The 24,631-nt window shown below is 60.9% G+C and carries 14 protein-coding genes and 3 pseudogenes; 7 read left to right on the top strand and 10 right to left on the bottom strand.

Annotation, left to right across the window (positions count from 1 at the left end):
• Window positions 1-73 precede the first annotated feature (73 nt).
• The 3 genes from KY495_RS13090 to KY495_RS13080 all read right to left on the bottom strand — a co-directional run bounded on the left by KY495_RS13090 (window position 74) and on the right by KY495_RS13080 (window position 8,885).
• Window positions 74-916, bottom strand: a complete 843-nt coding sequence (locus KY495_RS13090) for a CheR family methyltransferase (RefSeq protein WP_219879865.1) — start codon at window positions 914-916, stop codon at window positions 74-76.
• A 2-nt stretch (window positions 917-918) separates the two neighbouring features.
• The gene (locus tag KY495_RS13085; RefSeq protein ID WP_219879864.1) at window positions 919-7,749 is read right to left on the bottom strand and encodes a HAMP domain-containing protein; all 6,831 of its coding nucleotides are present in this window, start codon (window positions 7,747-7,749) and stop codon (window positions 919-921) included.
• A gap of 179 nt (window positions 7,750-7,928) precedes the next feature.
• Complete coding sequence (locus KY495_RS13080; protein ID WP_219879863.1) at window positions 7,929-8,885, bottom strand: PHB depolymerase family esterase; 957 nt, start codon at window positions 8,883-8,885, stop codon at window positions 7,929-7,931.
• A gap of 158 nt (window positions 8,886-9,043) precedes the next feature.
• Between KY495_RS13080 and KY495_RS13075 the strand changes: the two genes are divergently transcribed.
• Window positions 9,044-10,312 carry a ferritin-like protein gene (locus KY495_RS13075; RefSeq protein WP_219879862.1) on the top strand — a complete coding sequence of 423 codons (1,269 nt, stop codon included), beginning with the start codon at window positions 9,044-9,046 and terminating at the stop codon, window positions 10,310-10,312.
• Window positions 10,313-10,317: 5 nt separating this feature from the next.
• Here the strand turns inward: KY495_RS13075 and KY495_RS13070 are convergent, their stop codons facing one another.
• The 3 genes from KY495_RS13070 to KY495_RS13060 all read right to left on the bottom strand — a co-directional run bounded on the left by KY495_RS13070 (window position 10,318) and on the right by KY495_RS13060 (window position 13,770).
• Window positions 10,318-10,908, bottom strand: coding sequence for a hypothetical protein (locus tag KY495_RS13070; protein WP_219879861.1), 591 nt, complete (start codon window positions 10,906-10,908; stop codon window positions 10,318-10,320).
• A 173-nt stretch (window positions 10,909-11,081) separates the two neighbouring features.
• Window positions 11,082-12,173, bottom strand: a complete 1,092-nt coding sequence (locus KY495_RS13065; protein ID WP_219879860.1) for an HAF repeat-containing protein — start codon at window positions 12,171-12,173, stop codon at window positions 11,082-11,084.
• Between the two features lie 178 nt (window positions 12,174-12,351).
• The gene (locus KY495_RS13060) at window positions 12,352-13,770 is read right to left on the bottom strand and encodes a cytochrome P450 (protein ID WP_219879859.1); all 1,419 of its coding nucleotides are present in this window, start codon (window positions 13,768-13,770) and stop codon (window positions 12,352-12,354) included.
• 86 nt (window positions 13,771-13,856) lie between these two features.
• Between KY495_RS13060 and KY495_RS13055 the strand changes: the two genes are divergently transcribed.
• Window positions 13,857-14,777 carry an AraC family transcriptional regulator gene (locus KY495_RS13055; protein WP_219884237.1) on the top strand — a complete coding sequence of 307 codons (921 nt, stop codon included), beginning with the start codon at window positions 13,857-13,859 and terminating at the stop codon, window positions 14,775-14,777.
• On the opposite strand, the pseudogene KY495_RS13050 reads toward KY495_RS13055, so the two are convergent.
• Window positions 14,775-15,047, bottom strand: a pseudogene (locus KY495_RS13050) (transposase DNA-binding-containing protein); the annotation flags it as partial. The gene KY495_RS13055 and the pseudogene KY495_RS13050 sit on opposite strands and share 3 nt — an antisense overlap.
• Here KY495_RS13050 and KY495_RS24295 point away from each other — a divergent pair.
• Entirely contained in the window at window positions 15,019-16,374 is a 1,356-nt protein-coding gene (locus tag KY495_RS24295) for an RHS repeat-associated core domain-containing protein (protein ID WP_307728186.1), read from the top strand. The pseudogene KY495_RS13050 and the gene KY495_RS24295 overlap by 29 nt on opposite strands.
• A gap of 45 nt (window positions 16,375-16,419) precedes the next feature.
• Here KY495_RS24295 and KY495_RS13040 read toward each other — a convergent pair.
• A protein-coding gene (locus KY495_RS13040; protein ID WP_374040954.1) for an IS3 family transposase occupies window positions 16,420-17,897 on the bottom strand; the annotation gives its coding sequence in 2 pieces (ribosomal slippage) (window positions 16,420-17,469 and window positions 17,472-17,897; 1,476 coding nt in all).
• A gap of 293 nt (window positions 17,898-18,190) precedes the next feature.
• Here KY495_RS13040 and KY495_RS13030 point away from each other — a divergent pair.
• The 3 genes and pseudogenes from KY495_RS13030 (at window position 18,191) to KY495_RS13020 (ending at window position 19,579) form a co-directional block, all read left to right on the top strand.
• Window positions 18,191-18,601 (top strand): hypothetical protein, encoded by a 411-nt coding sequence (locus tag KY495_RS13030; protein ID WP_219879856.1) that lies wholly within the window; start codon window positions 18,191-18,193, stop codon window positions 18,599-18,601.
• A 21-nt stretch (window positions 18,602-18,622) separates the two neighbouring features.
• Window positions 18,623-19,030, top strand: a pseudogene (locus KY495_RS24290) (RHS repeat-associated core domain-containing protein); the annotation flags it as partial.
• Window positions 19,031-19,222: 192 nt separating this feature from the next.
• Window positions 19,223-19,579, top strand: coding sequence for a hypothetical protein (locus tag KY495_RS13020; RefSeq protein ID WP_219879854.1), 357 nt, complete (start codon window positions 19,223-19,225; stop codon window positions 19,577-19,579).
• A gap of 630 nt (window positions 19,580-20,209) precedes the next feature.
• Here KY495_RS13020 and KY495_RS13015 read toward each other — a convergent pair.
• Window positions 20,210-20,616 (bottom strand): annotated as a pseudogene (locus tag KY495_RS13015) (transposase); the annotation flags it as partial.
• A 28-nt stretch (window positions 20,617-20,644) separates the two neighbouring features.
• Window positions 20,645-21,787, bottom strand: a complete 1,143-nt coding sequence (locus tag KY495_RS13010) for an HAF repeat-containing protein (RefSeq protein WP_219879853.1) — start codon at window positions 21,785-21,787, stop codon at window positions 20,645-20,647.
• A gap of 243 nt (window positions 21,788-22,030) precedes the next feature.
• On the opposite strand from KY495_RS13010, the gene KY495_RS13005 reads away from it, so the two are divergent.
• Window positions 22,031-24,472, top strand: coding sequence for a 3'-5' exonuclease (locus KY495_RS13005; protein ID WP_219879852.1), 2,442 nt, complete (start codon window positions 22,031-22,033; stop codon window positions 24,470-24,472).
• Window positions 24,473-24,631: the final 159 nt, after the last annotated feature.

The following is a 24,631-nucleotide window of genomic DNA, read 5'->3' as shown; positions in this document are numbered from 1 at the left end:
GAGCTTGGGGCCGCAACAAAGGTCAGAGATAAAGCGACAGGCGGATGCGCGACGGCGACCGCCTTCTCACGGGTCAGGGCAGGCGCCGGTAGACGCCCTGCTCGCTCAGCACACTGGTGAACGACTTGGAGAACTCCGAACTGAGGATATCGCTCGGCGGCTCCACCTGCAGGATGCCGAAATTGCACAGGCTTTCGCTGAACAGCCCCAGCGCGCGCCGCTGCAGCACGTGATCGAACTCGCGCAGCGGGCGCTGGCAAACCACCAGGTGAAACTCGTTGAATGAGGCATCACTGGCAAGATCGTACTGTCCCCACACGATGTTGTGCCGCATGTCCTCGCGCAGGCGATACACGCCATCTTCCAGCTCGCAGTAGGCCGCCAGGGACCCGGTCCCGCCACTCCTGTAGTGGTCCTCGTCGCGCGCGGCCAGCGTGGCGGCGTCAAAGCTCAATGCCGACACTTGCGCCAGCAGGTCATCATTGGCACTGGTGACGAACAGCTGCGTTTTGCCCAGCAAGCCCTCCTCCTGCAGCATGACGGCCAGCGAAATGACCAACGCCGGGTCGCCGCATTCGGCCACCCAGATCACCGGCCACGAGGCGGAACGCAATAGCGGCAGCGCCGCACAGCGCATCGCCATGAAGCACTGGGGACTGGTGAAAAAAGCGCTGGCGCTGGCAGAGAGCGTGCGCATGGCGCTGCGGGCAAACGCCGCGTCGTGCAGGACCTTGCCCTGCAGCGCCGAGATGTTCTCCAGCTGCGCGTCCTGCTGCAAGGCCGCGAGCTTGTGCTCCAGCCCCGCGCGCTCGAAGCCGCGGAAGTCCAGCCCGTAGCGCCGGTACACGGCTTCGATCAGCAGCTTCGTTTCAAGCTGCGTCACGTCACCGGCGCTGTCGATGCTATCGTCCGGCACTATCAATGCCCCAGCCAGACACGCATGAGCGAGAGCAGCTGCGCCACATCCACCGGCTTGGTGATGTAGTCGGAAGCACCGGCGGCAATACACTTGTCGCGGTCACCCTTCATCGCCTTGGCGGTCAGGGTGATGATGGGCAGCGACTTGAAGCGGGCGATCTTGCGGATCGCACGCATGGTGTCGTAGCCATCCATCTCCGGCATCATGATGTCCATCAGGACGATCTCGATGCCCTCCGTCTCTTCCAGCATCTTGATGCCGTCCTTGCCGTTTTCGGCAAAGTGCACCTTCATCTGGTAGCGCTCGAGCACCGTGGTCAGGGCAAAGATGTTGCGCAGGTCGTCGTCCACCACCAGTACGCTGCGGCCGGCCAGATCGCCTTCCGACACCTGGACCTGCTCGAGCATGCGGCGCTGTTCGTCCGGCAGACGCGCCGGCGAACGGTGCAGGAACAGCGCCGTTTCGTCCAGCAGGCGCTCGCGCGAACGGGCATCCTTGACCACAATAGTCTTGGCGAAGCGTTTGAGCTTGGTCACTTCCTTGCGCGACAGCTCGGCGGCCGTGTACACCACCACCGGCAGGTCACGCAGATTGGGGTCCTTGCTGATGGTGTCGAGCAGCGTGAAGCCGTCCATGTCCGGCAGCGACAGGTCGAGCACCACGCAGTCGAAGCGGCGTTCGGCCAAGATCTCCAGCGCCTTGGCACCGGTGTCGACTGACACCAGTTCCAGGTCGGAGTCGCCGATCAGCTGGGTAATGTCGAGGCGCTGGACTTCGTCGTCTTCCACGATCAAGAGGCTGCGGCGGGTCTGGCTCATGAAGCGCAGGATCTGGTTGAATTCCTCTTCGATGCGTTCGAGCTTGACCGGCTTGTTCAGGTACGAAATCGCGCCCGAACGCAGCGCCTTTTCGCGCTCGCGCATGCTGGAGATGACGTGCACCGGAATATGGCGCGTGGCCGGATCACGCTTCAGGCGATCGAGCACGGTGAAGCCATCGGTATCCGGCAGATCGATATCGAGCAGGATCGCGATCGGCAGGTAGTCACGCGCCAGCGTCAGCACCGATTCGCCGCTGAAGGTGACGATGCCTTTCAGGCCGCGCGCCCGTGCCTGCGACAGCAGGATATTGGCAAACGCGGTGTCATCCTCCACGATCATCACCGACTGGTCGCCGGCAGAAATCAGGTTGCGGTCGTCGAAGTCCGGATCGTGCAGGTTCACGCGCGGGGCGCTGCCATTGAACGGCAGCGTAACGACGCCCGGAATTGGCAGCGACGCGGGCGACGAGGTGGCCAGGTCGTGCGCGATCTGGCGCAGCGGCGCCGGCTCCATGCCCAGCTGGTAGGCACCGAAGCTGGCATTGTTATATGGCAGGAACAGGGTGAAGGTCGAACCGCTGCCCACCACGCTGGTCACGCGGATTTCGCCGCCCAACAGGCGCGCCAGTTCGCGCGAAATCGACAGGCCCAGGCCCGTTCCGCCGTAGCGGCGCGCGGTGGAACCGTCGGCCTGCTGGAACGCTTCGAAAATCAGCTGCAGCTTGTCGGCAGAGATACCGACACCGGTATCGGTCACGGAGAACGAGACCACAGCGTCCGAATTGGACAGCACCGGATGGTCCGGGGTCCAGCCGCCGGAAACCATGCCGATCTTGAGCGTGACCTGGCCATTGGCGGTGAACTTGAACGCATTCGACAGCAGGTTTTTCAGGATCTGCTGCAGGCGCGTGGTGTCGGTCATCATCGACACCGGCAGGCTTGGGTCCATCTCGATGAAGAACTTGACGAGCTTCGCTTCTGCCATGTGGCGGAAGGTACGCTCCACATAGGTAGCCAGGACCGGGAAGCGCGACTCGGATACTTCCAGCGTCACGGTACCGGATTCGATCTTGGACAGGTCGAGGATGTCGTTAATGAGCGTAAGCAGGTCGGAGCCGGAACCGTGAATGGTCTTGGCGTATTCCACCTGGTTCTGCGACAGGTTGCCGTGCGGGTTGTCGCCCAGCTGCTGCGCCAGGATTAGGAGCGAATTCAATGGCGTACGCAGTTCGTGCGACATATTGGCCAAAAATTCGGACTTGTACTTGGACGACAGGGCCAGCTGGGTTGCCTTGTCTTCCAGCGCCAGCTTGGCCTGCTCCACCTCGCGGTTCTTGCGTTCCACCTCACTGTTCTGGTCTGACAGCAGGCGCGCTTTCTCCGCCAGCTCCTGGTTGGTCTGCTGCAGTTCCTGCGCCAGCGACTGCGACTGGGTCAGCAGCGACTCGGTACGGCTGTTCGCTTCAATGGTATTCAACACCGCGCCAATGGAACCCATCAGCTGGTCGAGGAAGCCCATGTGGGTCTGGGTGAAGCGGTCGAGCGAGGCAATCTCGATGACGGCCTTGACTTCCTGCTCGAACAGGATTGGCAGCACGACGATGTTGGTCGGCGGCGCCGAGCCAAGGCCCGACGAGACCACGATGTAGTCGCGCGGGACGTTGGTGAGCCACATGCGCTGCTTCTCGATGGCACACTGGCCCACCAGGCCTTCGCCCGGGGCAAAGGAGGTTGGCAGCTCGCGGTCCGAGCGGTAGCCGTAGGAAGCGATCATTTTCAGGCGCGGCTTGACGGCGTGCGCGTCCATCATGAAGAACACGCCGTGGTGGGCCGATACCAGCGGCGCGAGCTCCGACAGAATCAGCTTGGTCACTTCTTCAATGTCGCGCTGGCCCTGCAGCAGGCGCGTAAAGCGCGCCAGGTTGGTCTTGAGCCAGTCCTGCTCCGCGTTCTTCTGCGTGGTCTCCTTGAGGTTGCGGATCATTTCGTTGATGTTGTCCTTGAGGTCGGACACCTCGCCGCGCGCTTCCACCTGAATGGATCGCGACAAGTCACCACGCGTCACCGCCGTTGCCACCTCTGCAATCGCGCGCACCTGGGTGGTCAGGTTAGCAGCGAGCTGGTTCACGTTTTCCGTCAAGTCTTTCCAGGTACCCGAGGCGCCCGGCACACTTGCCTGGCCACCCAGCTTTCCTTCCACACCCACGTCGCGCGCCACGCCCGTTACCTGGTCCGCAAACACGGCCAGGGTATCGGTCATCTCGTTGATGGTGTTGGCCAGCGATGCGATCTCGCCCTGCGCCGCCACCGTCAGCTTTTTCTTCATGTCGCCTTTTGCCACGGCGGTTACCACGCCTGCGATACCGCGCACCTGCGCGGTCAGGTTGGCTGCCATGAAGTTCACGTTTTCGGTCAGGTCCTTCCAGGTACCGCCCACGCCCTTCACCTGCGCCTGGCCACCGAGCTTGCCCTCCGTGCCCACCTCACGCGCCACGCGCGTTACCTCCGATGCAAAGGAGGACAGCTGGTCCACCATCACGTTGATGGTGTCCTTGAGTTCGAGAATCTCGCCCTTCACGTCCACCGTAATCTTCTTGGACAGGTCGCCGTTTGCCACGGCGGTAGTCACTTCCGCGATGTTTCGCACCTGGCCCGTGAGGTTCGACGCCATGAAGTTCACGTTGTCGGTCAAGTCTTTCCACGTACCCGATGCACCCGGCACGTTCGCCTGGCCGCCCAGGCGGCCCTCGGTACCCACCTCGCGCGCCACGCGCGTTACCTCGGATGCGAAGGAACGCAGCTGGTCCACCATGGTGTTGATGGTGTCTTTGAGCTGCAGGATCTCGCCGCGCACGTCCACCGTAATTTTCTTGGACAAGTCACCGTTTGCCACCGCCGTCGTCACGTCCGCAATGTTACGCACCTGCGAGGTCAGGTTACCTGCCATCGAGTTCACGGAGTCGGTCAAGTCTTTCCAGGTACCTGCAACCCCCGGCACGTTCGCCTGGCCGCCCAGCTTACCTTCGGTACCCACCTCGCGCGCCACCCGCGTTACCTCGGATGCGAAGGAGGACAGCTGGTCCACCATGACGTTAATGGTGTCCTTCATTTCCAGAATCTCGCCTTTGACGTCGGCGGTAATCTTCTTGGAGAGGTCACCGTTTGCCACCGCGGTCGTCACTTCCGCAATGTTACGCACCTGACCCGTCAGGTTCGAGGCCATGAAGTTCACGTTGTCGGTCAAGTCTTTCCACGTACCTGCCACGCCCTTCACCTGCGCCTGGCCACCCAGTTTTCCTTCCGTACCCACTTCACGCGCCACGCGCGTGACTTCCGATGCGAAGGAAGACAGCTGGTCCACCATCACGTTAATCGTGTCTTTCAGCTCCAGGATCTCGCCCTTGGCGTCAGCGGTAATCTTCTTGGACAGGTCGCCCGTTGCCACCGCGGTCGTCACGTCCGCAATGTTACGTACCTGGCCCGTCAGGTTACCTGCCATGGAGTTCACGGAGTCGGTCAAGTCTTTCCACGTGCCGGCGACACCGGGCACGTTTGCCTGGCCGCCCAGTTTTCCTTCGGTACCGACTTCGCGCGCCACGCGCGTCACTTCGGACGCAAAGGAGTTGAGCTGGTCCACCATCACGTTAATCGTGTTCTTAAGCTCCAGAATTTCGCCCTTGGCGTCCGCGGTAATGGTCTTGGACAGCTCGCCGTTTGCCACCGCGGTCGTCACCTCCGCAATGTTTCGCACCTGGCCCGTCAAGTTCGATGCCATGAAGTTCACGTTGTCGGTCAAGTCTTTCCACGTACCCGCTACGCCCTTCACCTGCGCCTGGCCGCCAAGCTTGCCTTCGGTACCCACTTCACGCGCCACGCGCGTTACTTCGGATGCGAAGGAAGAGAGCTGGTCCACCATCACGTTAATCGTGTCCTTCAGCTGCAAAATCTCGCCCTGGGCGTCTGCTGCAATCTTCTTGGACAAGTCGCCGTTTGCCACCGCGGTCGTTACTTCCGCAATGTTTCGTACCTGCCCCGTCAAGTTACCCGCCATGGAGTTCACGTTGTCGGTCAAGTCTTTCCACGTGCCCGCGACGCCCGGCACGTTTGCCTGGCCGCCCAGTTTTCCTTCGGTACCCACCTCGCGAGCCACCCGCGTTACCTCGGATGCGAAGGAGGACAACTGGTCCACCATCACGTTAATCGTGTCCTTCAGCTGCAGAATCTCGCCCTGGGCGTCTGCCGCAATTTTCTTGGACAAGTCGCCGTTCGCCACCGCGGTCGTTACTTCCGCGATGTTTCGCACCTGCCCCGTCAAGTTACCTGCCATGGAGTTCACGGAGTCGGTCAAGTCTTTCCAGGTACCTGCAACGCCCGGCACGTGTGCCTGGCCGCCCAGTTTTCCTTCGGTACCGACTTCGCGCGCCACGCGCGTCACTTCCGACGCAAAGGAGGACAGCTGGTCCACCATCACGTTAATTGTGTCCTTCAGCTCCAGGATCTCGCCCTTGGCGTCAGCGGTAATCTTCTTGGACAGGTTACCGTTCGCCACCGCGGTCGTCACCTCCGCAATGTTTCGCACCTGGCGCGTCAAATTACCCGCCATCGAGTTCACGTTTTCGGTCAAGTCTTTCCAGGTACCGCCCACGCCCTTCACCTGCGCCTGGCCGCCCAGCTTGCCTTCGGTACCTACCTCACGGGCCACGCGCGTGACTTCCGATGCAAACGAGGACAGCTGGTCCACCATCACGTTAATCGTGTTCTTCAGTTCGAGAATCTCGCCCTTGGCGTCAGCGGTAATCTTTTTACCGAGGTCGCCGTTTGCCACCGCGGTCGTCACTTCCGCGATGTTTCGCACCTGGCCGGTCAGGTTACCTGCCATCGAGTTCACGGAATCGGTCAAGTCTTTCCAGGTGCCGCCCACGCCCTTTACCTGCGCCTGGCCGCCCAGTTTGCCTTCGGTACCTACCTCGCGCGCCACGCGCGTCACTTCCGATGCGAACGAAGACAGCTGGTCCACCATCACGTTGATGGTGTCCTTGAGCTGGAGAATCTCGCCCTTCGCGTCGGCCGCGATTTTCTTGGACAAGTCGCCGTTGGCCACCGCTGTCGTCACTTCAGCAATGTTTCGCACCTGACCCGTCAGGTTCGATGCCATGAAGTTCACGTTATCGGTCAAGTCTTTCCAGGTGCCGCCCACGCCCGGCACGTAGGCCTGGCCGCCGAGCTTGCCCTCCGTACCCACCTCGCGCGCCACGCGCGTCACCTCCGACGCAAACGAGCGCAGCTGGTCCACCATGGTGTTGATGGTGTCTTTCAGTTGAAGAATCTCGCCGCGCACGTCCACCGTAATTTTCTTGGACAAGTCGCCGTTCGCCACTGCGGTCGTTACTTCTGCAATGTTACGCACCTGCGAGGTGAGGTTACCCGCCATCGAGTTCACCGAGTCGGTCAAGTCTTTCCAGGTACCTGCCACGCCCGGCACGTTTGCCTGGCCGCCCAGCTTACCTTCGGTACCCACCTCACGCGCCACGCGCGTTACCTCGGAGGCGAAGGAAGAAAGCTGGTCCACCATGGTGTTGGCAGTCGATGCCGCGCGCAGGAACTGGCCGCGCAGAGGGCGGCCATCGACTTCCAGTGCCATGTTCTGGGACAGGTCGCCTTTGGCCACGGCGCCAATGACGCGCGCCATTTCCGTAGTCGGGCGGACCAGGTCGTCAATCAGGGCGTTGACGGAATTGATGATGGTGGCCCAGCCGCCGCCCACCGACGGGGGCGCCGCGCGCTGGAGCAGGCGGCCGTCGTGGCCGACCACGCGGCTCACGCTCACGATCTCCTGGGCGATCTTGTCGCTGTTTTCAATGATATCGTTGAGCGTATCGGCAATCTTGCCGTTCATGCCGGTCAGGTCGGACGGCAGTCGCACTGAAAAATCGCCCTTGCGCAACGCGACCAGCGCGGTCAGCAGCAACTTCGAATCCAGTACTTCGTTCGACTCTTCAATAATATCCACGTGCCTGCTCCTTGATGGTGATCGAACATTTTAATGTCAATCCATCGCCGGGCAAGGTGTGTACTATAGGAAATTGCTTGTACAGAGGCGGAAACAACACATCGCCAAGCCGGAAGACCGGGATTGGCGACTTTTCCTGTAGGAAACGGCCTACAAAGCCGTTTTTTCCCTGGTTTTGCCTACAAGGGCGGACTGACCGTTTCCATGAAGAAGCGCATCATCTCATCGCTGGCATCGGGGCCGCTGACGTCGGCGCAGTCGAAATGCTCCTGCCCGCCGGACCAGGCGTGGCCGGCCCCGTGCACGGTCCAGCGCTCGGCCAGCACCCGGTCATCTTCGCAGCGGTGAATCTCGCGCGTGAATTCGCGGTTGTTGACCCTGCCAACTTCCTGCAGGCGGGTAACGGCATCATCCTGCACCGACTGGTCGATCAGTCCATCGCTGTTACGCGGATGGACGGTGCTGTCCTGATCGCCGTGGAAGACGATCATGGGCACGCGCGGGCCCTGGTTGACAGCGCCTGTGGACTCGCCGTGGCGCATGGCGTACAGCGCTTCTGCACTGTCGGCGGCGCAGCGGTAGGCCAGGCCCGAATGGCAGCCGATCGCGGCAAACAATTCTGGATAGGTGCGGGCCATGACCACCGCCATGGCGCCACCGGCGGAATGGCCGGCCACAAACACCTTGGCCGGATCGACCAGGTACTGGTCCATGATTTGCTCGACCACGCCGGCAATGAGCGCGGGCTCGCCAGCGCCGCGATGATGATGGGCATCCTGGAACCAATTCCAGCACTTGCCGCTGTTGGCCGACAACGATTGTTCCGGATACGCGACCATGCACTGGTAGCGCTCGGCAATCTCATTCATGCCCGTGCTGGCAGCGAACTCCGTCGCGTTCTGGTTGCAGCCATGCAGCATCACGAGCAGCGCGGCCGGGCGGCCGGCGCTGCTGGCAGGAATGAAGAGCTTGTAGTCGAGCTTGCCGGTTGGCGATACAAAGCGGGCGCTGACAAAGGCGGATTTCGGCTCCCTGGATTTGAGGTGGGCATCGCGGGGCGTGCGCAGTGGCTTGTTGACACTGAAACTCGTTCCACCACACAAGGTCGTCCAGGCATCGATCATCGGGATTAACATATCCGCCTCCAAAATTGTTTCAACAGCGTGTAATGTGGATGAGTATGCGCTGTGACAGTGTCACAATAGGTCGGCGCGAGTCCCTAACACGTGTAGGAGTTAACCCAATAGCTTTGCAAGCCTACTACCAACGCTCACTCTTCAGTTATAGTAAAAATATGGATGAAATCAACCAAACCGATCAGCATGAAGTGCGCGTGAATGACCGCGAGCAGCTCATCTATCTGCTGACAGAAGCGGCAGAAATCGAGCACGGCCTCATGTGCACCTACCTGTATGCGGGATGGTCGCTCAAGCGTTCTACGAGCGAAAATATTTCCGAAGAACAGTTATCGACCATTGAACGCTGGCGCAAGGAAATACGCAAGGTCGCGATGGAGGAAATGGTGCATTTAGCGATGGTCAACAACATGTTGATGAGTATTGGCTCGCCGCCCCACTTCCGCCGCCAGAATTTCCCGGTACCGCCCGGCTACCATCCATCGTCGCTGGTCGTGCGGCTGGCACCGCTCTCGCGCGATACGCTGGCGCACTTCGTCTATCTTGAACGGCCGGAAGGCACGGAAATGGCACAGGCACCGGGCTTCGAATCCGAGCTCGACTATCAGCGGCGCAGTCCCCGTGCCACCCTGACGCCGACCGCGGAAGACTTCGACACCGTCAGCCATCTCTACCGCGGCATCGAGAGCGGCTTTGCCGCGCTTGCCGACCGGCTGGGAGAATCGGCCTTGTTTGCAGGGGATCCGGAAGCACAGATCGGGCCAGAACTGATGAACCTGCCAGGCTTGTTCCCGGTCACAGATCTGGCCAGCGCGCAACAAGCCGTGCAAGTGATCGTGGAACAGGGCGAAGGCGGGCGCGGCTGTGCCAGCGAATCGCACTTCGAACGCTTCCAGAAAATGGCCGAGGAATATGATGCCTTTCTGGCGGCCGACTCCGGCTTCATTCCTTATCGCCCCGTGGTGAGCGATCCCGTGATGCTCGCGCCCATCGATGAATGCGGCACGGTGCACGTGGCGGCGCGCGATGCGTCGCGGGTGCTGGACCTGGCCAACGCTGTCTACGGGCTCATGCTCAGGCTGCTTGCCAGCGGGACCGGCATGGCCAGCGGCGTGGCCGCCTTGCGCCGCGTGGAAATCGATGGTGCTGTCGAGCTGATGCACGTGATCAATTCGCTCGCGGTGACCCTGACCGGCATGCCGGCCGATGCTGCCGGTGCCACCCGGGGCGGCATGAATTTCCATCTCCCGCGCAGCGCGCTGGCTTTGCCCCAGCGCCATGCCGGCACTGCCCTCATGGCCGAGCGCGCGCACGAGCTGGCCATGGCGCTGGAACTGCTCGCCGGCGAAGTGCCTGCCGTGGACGGAGCACTGGCCCAGACGCTGCGCGGCATTGGTGCGCGCCTTTTGGAAGCGCGCCCGCACTGACCGGTTCAGCCGGTGGTAATGCCCAGCACTGCCAGGGAATTGCGCATGCGCGCCATCCGCACCGCATACGCTTCCGTCTCGGCCGCGTGGGCATCGTTGAGCCGCCCCATGAGGATGTCGAACAGATCGAAATCTTGATCGTCCTGAAAATGGACGCCCTCGGTGCTGAAGGTACAGGTGGCGCGGCGCGACTCGATCAGGGTGCAGACATCGATCGCTGCCGTGATCCAGTGTTCCCGATTGGCGTAGAACCGGCTTTGCGCATCGAGCTGCCACTGGGTCGACTCCAGGAACTTGGCGTTGTACTGGTCCCGCAGTTCGCGCGGCAATTCCGCGGTGGCTGCTGACAGCTCGCTGGACGAGGCCAGCATCACGGCGGTGAACGATTTCTTGCTTGCCTGTGTCAAAGCAAACAGGCGCCCAAGTATGTCCAGTGACAAGGCGGTGCCTTCCCTGGTTTGCAGCCGCTCCTGGCTGAGCACGCAATCGAGTTCCAGGGCATGTTGCTGGGTTTGGTACGCCTGCTGGGACTGCAGGCCCAGCAGCATGTAGCGCCTGGCAATGTCGAAGACCTTGAGTTCACTTGGATGTTGCATGGCAGAAGATGTAGCCGAAAAATGTTTTTGGATGGGAACAGCCTATCATTATCCTTAACGCATGAATATGGCGTGCGGCAGACAAGGACTGTCACGATGCGCGCGGTAGCACACCCAGCCGGGCCCAGCCGCAAAGACCAGGTGCGGTCATGCCCACGCGCGTACATACGCCTTTACTGCTGGCGCTGCGGCCCCGCGTCAGGCCCCTGCTCGCCATCATCCGGCATCGGCAGCTGCAGCAAATGGGGCCGGATCAAATCCAGGCGCACGGCGTATTGCTGGCCGTTCCTGTACGCCGTGGCCGCAATCTGGCCGCTGTCGTTGATCGCGCGCGGGAACTGGATATTCCAGCCAGACCGGGGATCGATCATGGCATTGAGTGACTGCATTTTCCGGCCGCGATAAACGAAGCCGGCCAGGTGATCGGAATAGCCAACAATGTGCCCGTGGTTATTGATGCCCGCGCCTTCGCTAAAACGCGACACCGTGGCAGGGCGGCGGTCAATATCGATCAGGCGCCCCTTGCTGTACAGCGTGGCCACGCGGTCGTGCAGCGTATCGGGCACGCTGGCGTATCCCGTAATCTGCCCTGCATTGTTGATGGCGTACCCGGCATTGGGCTCGGAACCAACATCGCCGAGATCGCGCATGATGCCTTTTGACCACATCATGGCGCGCACGGGCAAGCCTGGAAAGATCAGCGGACCGGAAATGCCGGTAATGGTATTGCTGTTGTTGAGCGCATAGGCATCGGTGAGCGGATCATCGAACGGCAGCGATCCGATGTCGCGGTAGCGGCCATCGGGCGCGCGCAGGAAGCTGCGCGATCCTTCAAAGGAATCGTACTTGCGGCCGATGGCCGTCATGTAGCCGCGATCATTTATGTCGGTAAAAAACGTGTCATATCCGGGACGCACGCCGATGTCGCGCTGGACGCCGGCGCAATACACAAAGCCGCGCGTCAAGCCCGTGGCCGTAGTCCATTGCCCAAGCACCTCGCCCTGGTTGTTGATGGCCACGGCACGGCTGTGGACGCCGCCCAGCGCGCCCAGCAGCAGCATGCCCTTGCCGCGATTGACGAAACCGCGCACGCCATCCTTGTACTCGATGCTGCCGACGACCACTCCCGCGTTATTGATGTCGTACGCATAACTGTTGGCGCCAGCCACGATCGTGACCCGGTATTCCGGATGGGCCCGGGCAGCAGGCGCGGCCAGGCAAAGCGCACCCAGCAGACACAGTGGAACTTGAAAAAGTATACGCATGACAATCTCCAGGAAGTCGATGACGGATGGCACCGCCGGGCCGCGGCGGCTGCCCTTCCCGGCACCGTAAGCCGGTCTCGTCAATGACTCCTTGGGACTGCACAAACCGCCTGTCGTCAGGCGGTGGCATTGCCGCTTCGCTTGCCGCACCACTTGGCGGCGCGGCAATAACGGCCCATCAGCCGCGCCCAATCAGGCGTAAATGCAACGGCTTGGCAGGGCGCAGGGTGATGTTGAATTGCTGCTCGGGTGGCGCCATGCCTTTAGGAATCGCCAGCGAAAAGCGCTGCAGCAGCATGGCCGCGGTGGCACAAATTTCCGTCATGGCCAGGTGCTGGCCCAGGCACACGCGCGGCCCCGCCCCAAAAGGCATGAGCGCACCACGCACAATGGCAGGCGCCCCTTCTCCAAAGCGCTCGGGCAAGAATTGATGTGGTTCATGGAAAGCACGCGCATCGTGATGGAGCAGATAGATCGGTATCGTAAAGATCGTACGGGCCGGAAATTGCCAGGCGCCGAGGGCAATGGGCGCCCGGCTGCGGCGGGTCATCAGCACTGGCGCGGCCGGGTACAGGCGCAGTGTTTCCTGCACGGTCTGGGTCAGATAGCGCAGCGAGGGCATGCGCTGCGCATCGGGCGCGTCACCTTGCAGGACAGTGTCGACTTCATCCCGGGCGGCGGCCTGCGCCAGGGGATTGGCGGCCATGCACCAGGCCCACCAGGTCAGGGTGGCCGCCGCCGTCTCGTGGCCGGCCAGGAAGGTGGTCATGCATTCGTCGCGCACCGCCTGCAGTGGCCAGGTGGCCGGGTCATCCAGGTGCAGCGCCAGCAGCCTGGCCAGCAGGTCGTCGGGCCACGCGGCGCGCGCGGTTGCCATTCGCTGCGCCACATGACGCTCGATCAGATTCTTGAGCCAGGCGATGGCGCGGCGCTTGTCGCGCTTCCAGGGTAGCCAGTCCGGCAGACTGACGGGCCAGTACATTTCTGCATTGCCGGCCGCCGAGACCACGCGCACGGCGTGTTCCGCCTGGCGCGCATCGGCATCGATGGTGGACGAAAACATGGTCTGCAAAATGACATCCATGCCCAGCGAGGTGAGCGCGCTTTCAATCGGCCAGCTTTCCTCGGTCGTCTGCCAGCGGGCAAACGCCAGGGCGCCGGCAGCGGCAATGGCAGGCAGCAGCTTCTGCACGGGCTTGGGGTAGAAGCCCGGCTGCAAAGCCTTGCGCTTGGTATCCCAGGCGGTTCCCTCAGCGGTGAGCACACTGTGGCCGTGCACTTGCGAAAAGACGTCAATGCCCCGTTCCCAGCGGATCAGCGCGGCGTGATGAGTGACCAGCAATTCGCGCGCCATGGCTGGATCGGCCACCACCACCTGGTGTTCTGGCCAGATACGCAGGTGCACGATGTCGCCGTACTGCCTGCGCCATTCGTCCAGGCTGCCCATCAGGTCTGCCGACATGCGGCGCAGCAGGCCCCAGCCGGTAAAGCCCGATGGCGGACCCGCAGGCCATGCGCCGGGCGCATGCTGCGCCTGGGCGGGGGGCTGGCCGCTGACGCGGGCATGGAAAGGACACTGGTCGGGAGTGGTTTTCATGAAGCGATTGTGCGTCAGCGCCGTGCGGGCGTCTTGAACGGAAACGACATCCCCGGCGCACGCGCCGCAGGCTATACTTGGCAGCTATGTTTGCCGAACCCCACAGCGCCATGGCGTGCCCCGACCCGCGAGAACGCGGGCCGCGCCTGGCCGCCGCCTGCGACTGGCTGCGCCTGCCGCCGGCGTCCTTGCAGGGCGCACTGGTTGCCCTCATAGGCCGCGATACGCGCGGCCTGCCGCTCGATGCCGTGCAGCGGCTGTCGCATTTTCCTGCTTCGCCCATGGTGTCGATCTCGTGGTACCACGACATTGACGCCGGCCTTGTCACGCAGGACGCGGGCGCACCGGCGTGGGCGCCGTTCGGGGCGCGCGTACTGGTGGCCGGGAGCCAGTCGCATCCGCGTGTCACCTGGGCGCCGACCACGGGGGCCGGCTACATGGCCTGCTTCAATGCCGATGCGGCGCAGGCGCTGTTCGACATCGATCTGGGCGCGATCCAGGATCGTTTCCTGCCCGTGCAGGAGGTGCTGGGTGCGCGCTTTGCCGCCCTGTGGCAAGAACTGCTGGCCAGTCCCGATTCGCACATGTTGTCGGTGCTCGAATCCCATCTGGCGCCGCGCTGGCAAGCCCTGAACGCACGTCCTGCGGGCAAGCCCTCGCTGCGCCAGCTGGGCCGGAACTGGGTGGAAAGGCTCGCCTGGCAGGCGCAGACCTGGGGGCGCGTGCACAGCGCGCGCCATGTCGAGCGGCGCATCAAGTCGTTCAGCGGCCGCTCTTTGCGCGAGTGGCAGTCGCTGGTGCGCACGGAAGGACTGTTTTTTGCCGCGCGCGACCGCCTTGAAGCCGGGCAGCCGCTGGACTGGGCCACCCTGGCCCAGGATGAAGGCTTTGCCGACCAGGCGCACATGAGCCGCGTGGCCAAGCGCATCACCGGCTTTTCGCCCAGCGACTTCAGTCAGCGCTTCATGGACGACGAATCATTCTGGATCTACAGGCTGTGGATGTAACCCGCGCACTTTCTGCCCGTTGAAATCAAGCTCTGTGCTGTCCTGCAGGCACAGCACAACAGGGCGGGCAGCCATGCGCCGTTCCGTGCGCGCCCAATGCGGCGCCATGATGCCTTCCCAAGTGACCCCGTCGTTATCGAGGAAGCGGTACGCCGCTGCCATGTCCGTCGAGCCATCGCGGGCCAAGGGAATATTGGCCGTCGGCTTTGCTGCAAACGCCTCCACCATCACTCGCGCTTGCTTGTTCAAGCGCACATCCCCGAGGTCAATTTCGAGCAAATTCTTCTGCTATCCAGCTATCGCTCCGAATCGCACCACGCGTTCATTAGATCTGGACGGTCGGGTCAGCGCATACGATCTGGGGAAAATTGGCACAGGTGGTGTACGCCGTACAGTCATTTACGATGAGGCTAGCCGCATCAAGGGCTTCACCCATCAAGGTGCGGCTGGTGGCGAAGCGGCAGCGACCGCCCTGAATCAAACGTTCGAGTACGACGGCATCGACCGGCTCGTTAAGTTCACCAAGGGCACAACGACGCAGGTTTATAAGTACGACGCGACTGGCAACCGGACCCAGGCATCGTTCGGTACAGGCAGTTACACCAACACGGTCGAACCGACCAGCAATCGCTTGAGTGCAGCTGGTGGACCTTTGCCAGCGAAGACCTATACCTACGACGCTGCAGGCAACATGTGGGGCAACGGCGTGGTCACCCACACCTATTCCGATCGCGGCCGCAGGCGAACGACCACGGCTGGCGGCGCTACCTACTCCTACCTGTACAACGGACTGGATCAACGTGTTCGGAAGAGCGGGCCCACCACAGTGATTCCGACAGGTGTCCACAACTACGTGTACGACGAGAGCGGGCAGCTGCTAGGCGAGTACGACAATAACCGCGCGCTGATTCAGGAGACGGTCTATCTCGGAACCATGTCCGTGGCTGTCTTACAGCGGAACACCGCCACCCAGATCGTCGTGAACTATGTTTACGCGGACCACATCGATACCCCACGCGTGATTGCGCGTGCAAGCGATAGCAAGATCGTGTGGCGTTGGGATCAGACTGATCCTTTTGGCATGGCTCAGCCGCTCGAGAATCCGTCGAGTCTAGGCGCATTTGTATATAACCCGAGATTTCCTGGGCAGTTGTATGATAAAGAGTCGGGTCTCCATTACAACTACTTCAGGGATTATGATCCGCAGACCGGGCGGTATGTGCAGTCTGACCCGATCGGGCTCGAAGGTGGAATGAACACGTATGGCTATGTCGGCGGAAATCCGGTCAGCCAGATAGATCCTTTGGGACTTGTTTGCACTACCGCAAATGGCATTACGACTTGTAATTATCCCGGAGGGCCATCGTTCAAGATCCCAGCTGGCCCCGGTTCCCCTCAGCAGATAAGTGGTTGGAATCCGCTTTATCACATGTACGATGTAATTCAGCCACTTGGACAGGCTGATTTGCAGTGCGTGCTGGACAAGATAAGGAATAATCCGACACCCGGGAATCCAAGTCCTGCGACAACTGGCGGAACAGCGAATAATGCAGTGGTGGGTGGCCAACCAAATTGGGTCACCGGAGCGTGTCAATGATTTTGAAACACCTGGTTGAATTGGTGAGAGTCTAAATCTCGGATCTCAGGCAGCTTTCGTCTCCATCGCCGGTGGGTTAATCCATGCTGCCGTTGGTAGCTTCTGCGGCTGCGGCATGCGGTGTTTGAAACGGTTCGGCGTGCGCTGGAATGCATCTGCCAGAGTGGCTTGTCGTTGCTTGCGTACTTCGATCGCGCGACCGGTGTGGACGCTCTCGGGCGTCATCATTCCGATGCCGGAATGGCGATGCTGCTGGTTGTACCAAGTGAAGAACGTGGCGCAGTGAGCGCGCGCGTCAGCCAGCGAGCCAAAACGTGCTGGGAATCCGGGCTGGTACTTCATGGTCTTGAACTGCGCCTCCGAGTACGGGTTGTCGTCGGAGACGTAGGGCCTGCTGTGCGACTTGGCGATGCCCAGATCGGACAGCAGCGTGGCCACTGGCTTAGAGCGCATGCTGCTGCCTCGGTCGGCATGCAACGTCAGCGCGCCCGGCGAGATGCATTCCTTAGCGGCGGTGTCGGCGATGAGTTGCTCGGCCAATTCGGCGGTTTCCTGCTCGGCCACCATCCAGCCGACGACGTAGCGGCTGAAGATGTCGAGTATGACGTACAGATGGAAACAGGTTCCTCTGACCGGCCCCTTCAGTTTCGTGATGTCCCAGCTCCAGACTTGATTGGGCACCACGGCCAGCAGCTCGGGCTTGGCGTACTCTGGATGGCGTAGTTGGTTGCGCCGCTCGCGCACGGCGGCGCAGCCCTGCAGCAAGCGATACATGGTGCGTACCGAGGCCACATAGCGCCCTTCGTCGAGCAACTGGGCGTGGATGGCTGCAGGCGCGCAATTGGCGAAGCGCGGGCTGTTGAGCACGTCAAGTACGACGCGGCGCTCCAGTTCCGACAGCGCCAGCGGAGGCCGCCTCGCTGGTGCTGTCGCGACAGGGGGCGGCAACAGGCAGATGTGGCGCGCGGCGCGGTCGCGATACAGGGCGCTGCGTGGCAGACGCAAGGCGCGACACGCAGCGGCCAGGCCGACCTGCTCACCCAGGCTGTTGGCGGCATTAATCACTTCGGCTCGCTCGGTGTGTCGCTGGTGCTCAGACCCAGCAGAGTGGAAAGTTTTTTTTGGACGTCGATAATCAAGTCGGCCTTGACCAGCTTCGCGCGCAGGCGTTCTACTTCTTTTTCCAGCTCCAGCACGCGCCGCGTCTGGGCGGCAGCGGGATCAGCTTTCGGGCCGCGCTTGCGCTCCAGAGCGGCGACCTCGCCTGCAGCTTGACGCTGCTTGCGCCACGTCGCCAGGTGGGACGAGTAGATGCCTTCCCGACGCAGCAACGCGCCGATGTCGCCGGGCGCCACGCAGGCGTCAGCGGCGGCCAGAATGCGCAGTTTCTCGGCCTTGGAAAAAGCGCGCCGCTTGGCAGTGGGGACGACCTCGGGGTCTGGCCGTTGCGCTTCGGAAGGCGACACGTCGGTGGTGTCCGGGGGAGCTACTGGAGTGCTAATTTGATGCTTTCGGTTGTGCATTTGGGGACCTACTGCTGTACTCTAAATTAATCGGGTAGGTGTCTCAAGTTATATTGGCACAGGGGGCACGTCTTACACGACTACTGACCTTACGACAGGCGGGCCGCTTGTGGTTAATGTTACTGGACCGAAAAGCGCGTTTGGGCCAGGCTATGTTGCGCGAGGCGTAAGAGACGGCACAATGCACACTTGGGGCGAGGGGACGCACCCGATTCAGTCCATGTTTGTGCCTTCAATGGTTAGGACAATGGCCAATGAGCTTGTGTGGGGTAAACAGATGAAAAAGTTTGTCGATGAGTGTACTTGCAAGAAATGAGGCGGAAATGACGCGTGTATATGCAAACGTATTCGGATTTCTCGCGGCGTCAATACTCCCTGCTGCTTACATGGCAGTGGTATATCCGCTCTCTGGAGAGCGCGATCTACATTCGGTTGCGGGATCCTTCTTTGTCTTCTATTACTTTGCAGCCGCCATTACAGCCATTCTTGGGATTCCAGCATTTCTACTGCTGAATAAGCTGAGGTTAGTTACCTGGTGGTCTGCTATTGGATCCGGCGCGCTTATAGGGGGTATTGGTCTCGTGGGATTGACGTCTGGCGGAAGTATGGATTATGCAAGTTTGTTGAGATTTGCAATGCTTGGCGGGGCTTCCGGGTTGATATTCTGGATCATCTGGCGAACAGGGCGCACAACGGGCGTCTGAGAAGAGTAGTTATACAACTACTTCAGGGATTATGATCCGCAGACCGGGCGGTATATGCAATCTGATCCGATCGGCTTGGCAGGCGGGATAAATACCTACGGGTATGTCGGGGGCAATCCTGTTGAATACGCTGATCCAGATGGTCTGCACCGCTATCGACTTCCCAGAGGTTCCTCCGGTCCGAGTAGCACACCGTCGGTTCAAGAAATAATTGCTCAGTCCAATGTTAAGTCATTGGTAAGTAAGATTCGCATTTATGATGCGAATTTCAACTACGCAACGCTTGCGCGCCCTGGCTATCGATACTCACAGCAGGATGTTCAGTTTTTGCGGGATCTCCTGAGTCGGTCCGAGTCGTACTGGTCGTGTCAACCAATGAATTCGCCATCACGACCTACATACGGCAGTACGCCGGCGGGAGAGAGCTGACACGGCACTACTCCGCTGAAACTGGGCCGACGAGAAACCTTCCCGGTAGCGTAATTGATCATGTTATCAATACTCAACAGCCGCAGGTATCCCCCAGTAATGGCGGGTCTGTGTATTATGATTCTGCAAATAACGTCACAGTCGTTACTGGCCGTGGAGGCAATGTAATGAGTGGACACGTCGGGCCCCCAAATGAAAAGTTTTGAAAATATTCTCTTCTTAGCAGGCGAGAAAACTATATATCTAAAGTTTGCTGCGATAGAGGAGGCATTGACAATGGTCAGGATAAATGCGGTGATTGAGGTGAGCCGAGATGACGTTCCCTTGGGGGTCGAATTATTTGACGCTAGCGAGCTGGGTTCGGAGAGGCTTCAAGCAATTATTTGTGCTTTGACCGCTGGTAAATTGAATTTCGCCTATGATCCAGATATTGATATATTAACTATAAATATTAACGCCATAGACGAAGATTCCGTAGCTCAGCGACCGGGGAATTTGGGGTTTGGCTTCTCAAACGATGGGCGGCTTTGTACGCTGACAGTTGCCTGAAGACTTCTTGCGGTGACGTGCAATTTGGGATGTATGGATGCCCATGTATCTACCTCAAGAAAAAGCCGCCCTCAGCCCGCTACTTCTGGCGCGGTGTCCAGGCCGGCCTCATTTTTAGCGGCAAAAGTTTGCGCTGGAGGTGGGCCAGGGGCAGTGCCATTAAGCCGACACGGACTAAACATTCGGTGGTTGAGGGGACGGTGTGGGCTTGAAATGCCCACTGTATGCTGTTCGTATCTCATTTGTATGTGAGACATATCCTGTCGGAGGGCTATGTATCCTAGCCGTATCCCATCCGGACTACGGAAAACCCGCCCTGGTACGAAGACTCCCGCAAAACACTATGGCGGCGTGGTGCGCGGGGAGCCCCGCAGCCCCTGCCGATCTCTCACACATCACGCAACCCACCGGTTTGCCATACAGCCCGCCGTTGCAGGCTGCCCGCCTATGACGGGGTCGAGTTGCCGGTATGACGCTAACCATCGAGATGAGCCATAGCGCCCGTCGTTGCGGGCTGTCTTTGAAATACGCTCAGCGTTTCCTGAACCTTCACTTTGCATCGCCTGTAAAAGTGGGTTCTGTCGCGTTGTTGAACCCAGCGTGGTTTTTCATGTTGAGCATGATCCCGACTTACATTGGACGGACTTGTCCTGCTAACGCATAGACCTGGTCAGCGAACGACATGGGCGCATCGTCATCGACGGCGAACTGCCCCTTCCGGATCATGTGCATCAGCTCGATGCCGGCGAGCACGGAGCCGGCAGACCGAAACGATTTGAAGTTGAGCATCGGCCTGGTCGCTCGCTTGATGGCACGATGGTCCTGCTCGATGATGTTGTTGAGGTATTTGACTTGGCGCACCAGGATCGGCACGTCGCGGCCGACGTTGACCGCTTCGATCGCCGCCTTGTTGGCGCCGCTCTTGTCCATCGCGACCTTGCCGGATCGCCGTTCGCTCCCATGGCCTTGTCGAAGAAGCGCTTCGCCGCAGCCATGTCGCGCTTGGCTGTCAGCAGGAAGTCGATGGTGAGTGCCGCCGCTGCCCGCACCGGTGGATGTCCCAGCTTATTGCTGTACAGGTCTGGCCAGCTCGCGCGCCACGGCATTGGTGTCGGCCGCGTCCGGGATGGCTTGCGAGGTCGTGTCAACCCCATCAGGCAGGCGCGCCAGGTGGGGCCGGATCAGGTCCAGGCGCACAGCGTACTGGACGCCGTTGCGGTAAGCGGTGGCGGCGATCTGGCCGCTATCGTTGATGGCCTGGGGCGAAGCAATATTCCAGCGCAGCCTGGGGTCGATGAGGGCATTCAGACTCTGCATACGTTTACCCCGGTATATGAATCCGGACAAGTGGTCGCTGGAGCCGACCACGTGACCGTGGTTATTGATCCCGGTCCCTGAACTGTTGCGCTCGACGCTGGCGGGACGCTGATCAATATCGATCATGCGCCCGTTGGCGTAGACGAAGGCGACCCGGTCGCGAAAAAATGCGGACGGCACCGAGGCATAGCCCGTCAACTGGCCGCAATCGTTGATGGCGGTTGCAGCGTTGGGTGCCCATCCGAAATCGCCAAGATCGCGCATGACACCTGCCGACCACACGATGGCGCGCAAGGGCTGGTCAGGAAAAGTCAGCGGCCCGGATGAGCCGGCGATGCGGTTGCTATTATTGAGAGCGTACGCATGGGTCATGGAAAATTCCGACTCGGTATTTGGCACCGCGCCAATGTTCGTGAAGCGGCCGTCGGGCGCGCGCAGGAATCCGTCCTGCCCGCCGGTCGAGTCGGTCCGGGAGCCATATGCTGTGATGAAACCCTGGTCGTTGATATCGGTGTAAAACGTCCTGCGACCGGGCTGAACGCCGATGTCGCGCACCGATCCGTGGTGGTAGATGAAGCCACGGCGCTGGCCTCCGGCGCTGATCCAGTCTCCCAGCACCTGGCCCTTGTTATTGATGGCAATGGCGGCACTGTTGGTGCCGCGTAAGGTGCCCAGGTCCACCAACCCCTTGCCGCGGTTGAGGAAGGCATGGACACTGGTCGCACTATGGGGATAATAACCAACCACCACGCCCTTGCTGTTAATGTCAGTGGCGTAACTGCCAGCCGGCGCCACGATGGTCACGCGATACTCGGGATGGGCGGTTGCCAGACTTGCCGCGCACAGCGACAAGGCCAGCAGGGAGGGGGATAAAACACGACGCGCATTCATGATGCTCTCCAAAAAATCTGGGCGGCTCAGGCCACCGGGCACGGCGGCTGCCTGCCCCTGCCTAACTTAAGGCGCCATTGAGAATTGCTGCTTGGGGCGGCACAATAACCGGGCACCCGCCCTGGCATGGGCAGTGACAAGGATTCACCTTGGTAAGAAACAGGGCATGAGACAATGATCGTTTCCTGTCACCGCTACTGCGGCGTTGACGCTGGCGCTACCCGCTTCCCCATCCAGAATGCAATGACACAACCAGACGCACCCCGCTTCGTCCCCAGGAACCTCGCGCCTACGGCCGAGCAGTCAGCAATTCAGCTTTCTCGCGACAAGGTGGTCGTGATCAAGGCCAACGCGGGCGCCGCGAAGACCACGACGCTGGCACTGCGCATTGGGGAGGCGCTGGCGCGGGGCCTGGGACCGGAACATATCCTGACGCTGACCTTTACGGTGGAAGCACGCGACGTGCTCAAACGGCGGCTGCTCGATGTTGGCATCCCGGCCGCCACTGCGGCGCGGCTGCGCGTGGCGACCTTCAACGAGTTCGCGCTACAAACGCTTGAACAGATTGAACAGCGCAAGGTCCCGCAAATCAGCAGCATCAAGGATTTGAAGCCCTATGTCGATGAAGCGCTGCAACAGGTCAGCGACAATTACGGCGGCAAAATTGACTACTTTGTCTCAGATACGTCGACGGCGGCGCTCAGCCAGTTCTTTCACGCGCAGCTTGAATTAAAGGCGACGCTGCGCCTGCAGGCCGATCTCACCGACCTGACGCAAGACGAGGTTGCCGATGTGCTGGGCGTGAGCTACGCCACGGTCCTGACGATCCAGGAATACGAGCGACACCGGGTCAAGAGCAGCGGCGACGTGCTGTTTCGCGGACCTTTCGACGCCACCTACGACCTGGCCGTGATGCTCGACGGCGGGATCATCACCCGATCGCAATTGCCGCGCTCGCGCATTATCCTGTGCGATGAACTGCATGATTTGAACGAAGCCTCGTTTCATCTGTTGCAGCACTTGATCGAAGCCGATTACACCTACTTTATCGGTGCCGGCGATATCGACCAGGTGATCCATTCCCGGCTCGGCGCCAGCGACACATTCATGCGCAGCCGCTTCACGGCCGCATTTCCGGGTACGGCGTCCTATCCGCTGACCTTCAGCTTCCGGCACGGACCACACCTGGCGTTTGCCGCGGGCGCCTTCAAACAAAAGCCCTCCGATTCCCTGCTGCCTTTGCACACCGGGATATTCCAGCGCCATTACGACGGCGACGCCACCAGCTGCGCAGACCAGGTGGTCGCCAGTGTGAAACGCTGGACCGCAACAGGACATCCCATCGAAGACTGCGCCGTCCTGGTTCGTGAACCACACCAGGCAATCGCCATCGAAAACGCCCTGATGCGCGCGCGAGTGCCATACCGGACACTGGAAATGCCGCGCTATCTGGATCGCGAAGAAATCCTGTTCCTGCGCGGGATGATCGCTATCGCCCTGAATAATTTCTCCGATACGGACAAGTCGAAACGGGGCGCCATTTTCGATGCCGTGGCAACGTTCGCTGAAGTAAGCTTTTCGCGCGACGACAATGTAGCGCAATTGCGGCAGGCAGTAATTGACGAACCGGTGGCGCTCAACTGGCTGTTTTCGGGGCGGGTAGACCAGCGCAAATCGAAGGATGTACGCGACCGTGTGGCCGCCGCGGCCGACGAACTTATCCGCACTCAGCGCAGCCAGGAGCCGGACCTGGTGCTCGGCGCACTGCGCCAGCAATTGGCAAGCTTGCAGAGCTATGTCCAGGGTGATACGGGCAGCGGCGCGGACAGCACCCTCCAGCGCGCCCTGTCGGAGGTGGACCAGGATACAGCGGCCATGATTGCGTATCTGGAACAAGGTGCGGCCAGCATGGACCCGCAAACTTTGCTCGACATGTTGCGCAACCTTCTCCTGACGCTGGTGTCAAAACTGGACCAGCTGGTGGCCGGCGACGTCAAAGAGCGTATGGCAGGGGTCATTGCGTACATGACTGCACTGGCGCCGGACACGGCGGCAGATGTGGCCCTGCGCCATATCTGCGCCCGGATGGACGTGGAAGCACTTGCCAGGCGTCTTTTCGTCCACCCGCACGAGGCACGCGTGGTCAGCCGGTCGATTGCCGGTTTCATCAAGGCGGCGGAAGCGATGCAAATGAACCTGCGGCAGTTTTCCGAATGGATCGCTGCTGCGGACCAGTACGGATCGGGCAAGCGCGTCAAGGGTTGCGTGCAGCTTGACTGCGTGCGCAATGTCAAAGGCAAGGAATTCCAGCACGTCATCCTGCCGTTTCTGGAGGTGGACGAGTTTCCGTTCGCACGGGCCGATCGCAGCGAGGAAGACAACCTGTTTTATGTCGCCATCACGCGCGCCATTGCCGGCCTGACGCTGATCAGCCCCAGCGATGCGGCCCGCCGCAGTCCATTCATCGCGCGCATGCAGATTGAGGCGGATAAGCCGCGCGCGCAAGCGGCGGTCAGTCGCAACGAGGCGCGCACCAGCGCACCCGGGCGCATTGAGTTCAAGACAAGCCCGGCTGATTGGGCACGGGCCAGGGAGCTGGGCGCCCATTGGGACGGCACGCGCAAGGTGTTCTACCTGGTGCCGGGACAGTCAGCCGAGCCATTCGCCGAGTGGCTGGGTAATTAGGCAACACGCGCTTCTACAAGGGGCGCGTGCCCTCCCCTCCTCAAACAGTCCGGCATCAACTCCTCCCCCGCCCCTGCTCGCAGATGCCTGCTTCCACGTCCACGGCAGTCAGCAAGACAGCCCTTCTTCCTTTGCGCCCACCGCAATGCACCACAGAGC

Origin of the sequence: Massilia sp. PAMC28688 (genome assembly GCF_019443445.1) — a bacterium.
GTDB lineage: Bacteria > Pseudomonadota > Gammaproteobacteria > Burkholderiales > Burkholderiaceae_D > Telluria_A.
The sequence above is the reverse complement of the archived record's forward strand: the minus strand, read 5'-3'. Positions and strand labels throughout refer to the sequence as shown.

Excerpts from the sequence above, each read along its gene's own strand:
- KY495_RS13005 (WP_219879852.1), top strand. The coding sequence starts at position 22,031 with ATGACACAACCAGACGCACCCCGCTTCGTCCCCAGGAACCTCGCGCCT.
- KY495_RS13030 (WP_219879856.1), top strand. The coding sequence starts at position 18,191 with ATGAGTGTACTTGCAAGAAATGAGGCGGAAATGACGCGTGTATATGCA.
- KY495_RS13075 (WP_219879862.1), top strand. The coding sequence starts at position 9,044 with ATGGATGAAATCAACCAAACCGATCAGCATGAAGTGCGCGTGAATGAC.
- KY495_RS13080 (WP_219879863.1), bottom strand. The coding sequence starts at position 8,885 with ATGTTAATCCCGATGATCGATGCCTGGACGACCTTGTGTGGTGGAACG.
- KY495_RS13060 (WP_219879859.1), bottom strand. The coding sequence starts at position 13,770 with ATGAAAACCACTCCCGACCAGTGTCCTTTCCATGCCCGCGTCAGCGGC.
- KY495_RS13020 (WP_219879854.1), top strand. The coding sequence starts at position 19,223 with ATGAAAAGTTTTGAAAATATTCTCTTCTTAGCAGGCGAGAAAACTATA.
- KY495_RS13055 (WP_219884237.1), top strand. The coding sequence starts at position 13,857 with ATGTTTGCCGAACCCCACAGCGCCATGGCGTGCCCCGACCCGCGAGAA.
- KY495_RS13010 (WP_219879853.1), bottom strand. The coding sequence starts at position 21,787 with ATGAATGCGCGTCGTGTTTTATCCCCCTCCCTGCTGGCCTTGTCGCTG.
- KY495_RS13070 (WP_219879861.1), bottom strand. The coding sequence starts at position 10,908 with ATGCAACATCCAAGTGAACTCAAGGTCTTCGACATTGCCAGGCGCTAC.
- KY495_RS13065 (WP_219879860.1), bottom strand. The coding sequence starts at position 12,173 with ATGCGTATACTTTTTCAAGTTCCACTGTGTCTGCTGGGTGCGCTTTGC.